The organism is Aeromicrobium sp., from assembly GCF_036676885.1.
In the GTDB taxonomy this organism is placed as follows: Bacteria; Actinomycetota; Actinomycetes; order Propionibacteriales; family Nocardioidaceae; genus Aeromicrobium.
Genome location: NZ_JAKFCB010000211.1, coordinates 1 through 2682 on the forward strand (window position 1 = coordinate 1; position 2682 = coordinate 2682).

3 protein-coding genes are annotated in these 2682 nt (G+C 68.2%); all 3 read right to left on the reverse strand.

Annotation, left to right across the window (positions count from 1 at the left end):
- The coding region (locus tag V6M46_RS09735) for a S1 RNA-binding domain-containing protein (RefSeq protein WP_332664281.1) at nucleotides 1–726 on the reverse strand (726 nt) is incomplete at its 3' end.
- 208 nt (nucleotides 727–934) lie between these two features.
- Complete coding sequence (locus tag V6M46_RS09740; RefSeq protein WP_332664284.1) at nucleotides 935–2191, reverse strand: M18 family aminopeptidase; 1257 nt, start codon at nucleotides 2189–2191, stop codon at nucleotides 935–937.
- Nucleotides 2192–2280: 89 nt separating this feature from the next.
- On the reverse strand, nucleotides 2281–2682 hold a 402-nt coding region (locus tag V6M46_RS09745; RefSeq protein WP_332664287.1), incomplete at its 5' end, for a porin PorA family protein.

A 2682-nucleotide genomic window follows, 5' to 3' on the forward strand; every position in this document is an offset into this window, starting at 1 on the left:
CTCGGACACGTGGACGAGTCCGTCGACGCCGCCGAGGTCCACGAACGCACCGAAGTTGACGATCGAGGAGATGACGCCCTTGCGGACCTGCCCCTTCTGGAGCTCGGTGAGGAAGTTCTGGCGCACGGCCGACTGGGTCTGCTCGAGCCAGGCACGGCGCGACAGGACCACGTTGTTGCGGTTCTTGTCGAGCTCGATGATCTTGGCCTCGATCTTCTGACCGATGTACGGGTCGAGGTCGCGCACGCGGCGCATCTCGACCAGCGAGGCCGGCAGGAAGCCACGGAGACCGATGTCCATGATCAGGCCGCCCTTGACGACCTCGATGACGGTGCCCTCGACGACGCCGTCCTCGGCCTTGATCTTCTCGATGTCGCCCCACGCGCGCTCGTACTGCGCACGCTTCTTCGACAGGATGAGGCGGCCTTCCTTGTCCTCCTTCTGGAGGACAAGGGCTTCGACGTTGTCGCCGACGGAGACGACCTCGTTGGGGTCGACATCGTGCTTGATGGAAAGTTCGCGGGAGGGGATGACGCCCTCGGTCTTGTAGCCGATGTCGAGGAGAACCTCGTCACGGTCCACCTTGACGATGACACCTTCGACGATGTCGCCGTCGTTGAAGTACTTGATGGTGAGGTCAATTGCGGCGAGGAAGTCTTCCTCAGAGCCGATGTCGTTGACGGCGACCTGTGGTGCTACGTGGGGTGTGGCGAGACTGCTTGACATAGAGGAGTTGCTCCGATGGATGGGTGGAATTGTCGGGCACGTCTGACAGCCCTTGGATCGTGAATGAGTCGAGGAGATTCGCCCGACACGGCGCACGAGCACGGGCCTGCTCTGTCCGAGGTACGTACAGGCCGTCAGCGCAGTCTCAATCGTACGCGACGGCGGTCTCCAGCGGGAAGCCGGGGCAGCCGAGTGCCAGGTTGTGCTGTCAGGCCGGGGAGAGGAAGGCTGAGAGCGCTCGAGCGTACGTGTCGACGTCCGCCGTGCCCATGAGCTCGCGCGCTGAGTGCATCGCCAGCTGAGGGGCACCGACGTCGACCGTCAGCATGCCGGTGCGCGCGGCGCTGAGCGGTCCGATCGTCGACCCGCACGGCAGGTCGGCGCGGTGCTCGTAGCGCTGCATCGGCACACCCGCCTGCTCGCAGGCGAGGGCGAACAGCGCGGCGCCGGGGGCGTCCGACGCGTAGCGGAGGTTGACGTTGACCTTGAGGACCGGTCCCCCGCCGATCGTGATGTGGTGGAGCGCTTCGTGCCGCTCCGCGTAGTTGGGATGCGTCGCGTGCGCCATGTCCCCGGAGGCGCAGACCGACGCGGCGATCGCGCGGTGGTAGTCGTCGCGGGTGCCGCCCGCCGCGAGCACGATGCGTTCGAGCACGGTGGCGAGCAGGTCGGACTGGGCCCCACGCTCGGAGGTGCTGCCGACCTCCTCGTGGTCGAACAGTGCGAGCACGGGGCGGACGCTCGGAACCGGCGTGGCATGCAGCAGGGCCCGCAGACCCGCGAAGCAGGTCACCTGGTTGTCGAGCCGCGGGGCCGAGACCAGCTCGGTCCGGGCGCCGGTCAGGGCGCTGGGGGTGGCGTCGTGCGCCATGAGCTCGAAGCCCAGGATGTCGCCGTGCCCGACGCCGGCCCGCTCGGCCACGAACTCGAGGAACTCGCCGGGGCCGGTCGACCAGATCGCGTTGAGATGGCGCTGAGGGTCGAGCTCGACGCCCTTGCGCTCGGCTGAGAGGTGGATCGCCAGCTGAGGTACGCGGAGCACCGGCTCGTCGATGTGCAGGAGCCTCTCGGTGCCGTCGCGCAGCGCGAGCCGCCCGGCCACGCCCAGGTCACGGTCGAGCCAGGAGTTGAGCCACGCGCCGCCGTACGGCTCCAGCGCCACGACGCCGAGCCCCTCCGGCGTGAGGTCGTGGTGCTGCTTCAGGCGCAGATTGGGGCTGTCGGTGTGCCCGCCGACGACGCGGAACGGGTCGCCGGGTGCCTGGCTTGTCTCGGTCGACCAGGCGACGAGCGATCCGCCGCGTACGACGAAGTGACGTCCGGGCCCGGCAGGCCAGGCGTCCTGCTCCCGCACACGGACGTAGCCGGCGGCCTCCAGCTCCGCGGCGGCCGTCTCGCACACGTGGAACGGCGTCGGTGAGCGGTCGATGAACGTGCAGAGCGCGGCGGCGGGAGCGATGGTCATAGGAAACTCACCCTAGAACACCGCGACCACGCAGACAGCGACGCCGCGACTCCCCTGGAGATCGCGGCGCCGCTGTCCGGTGGGACCGGTCAGTGCGTGACCAGCTCGTCCTTGCGTGCCTTGCGTGCTCCGTCACCGGTGTCGCGTCGGCTGAACAGCCCGAGCCCGACCAGGATCAGGCCGAGGACCGCGCCGCCGACCGGCACATATGTCTTGACGGCCGTCAGCAGCAGTGCCTTGGACTTGAACTCGTCAACCGTCTCGGCGGTGTTGGCGTCGGTGTACCTGAGCGTCGCCTTGGTCGTCGTGAGCGCCCGCTGTCCGTCGACCTCGAGGTAGCTGTCCTGGGCCGTCTGGCCGATCAGGATGACTCCCGTGACGGGATCGACGCTGTAGGTGCTGACACTGGAGTAGATCGTGTCAGCGGTCACGGTCGGCTCGTCGGACCCGACGAGGGTCCCGGGCACGTCGATCGTTCCGGTCTTGACCGG

Bases quoted from the DNA above. Each gene is read 5' to 3' on its own strand.
- V6M46_RS09740 (WP_332664284.1), bottom strand. From the start codon at position 2,191: ATGACCATCGCTCCCGCCGCCGCGCTCTGCACGTTCATCGACCGCTCA.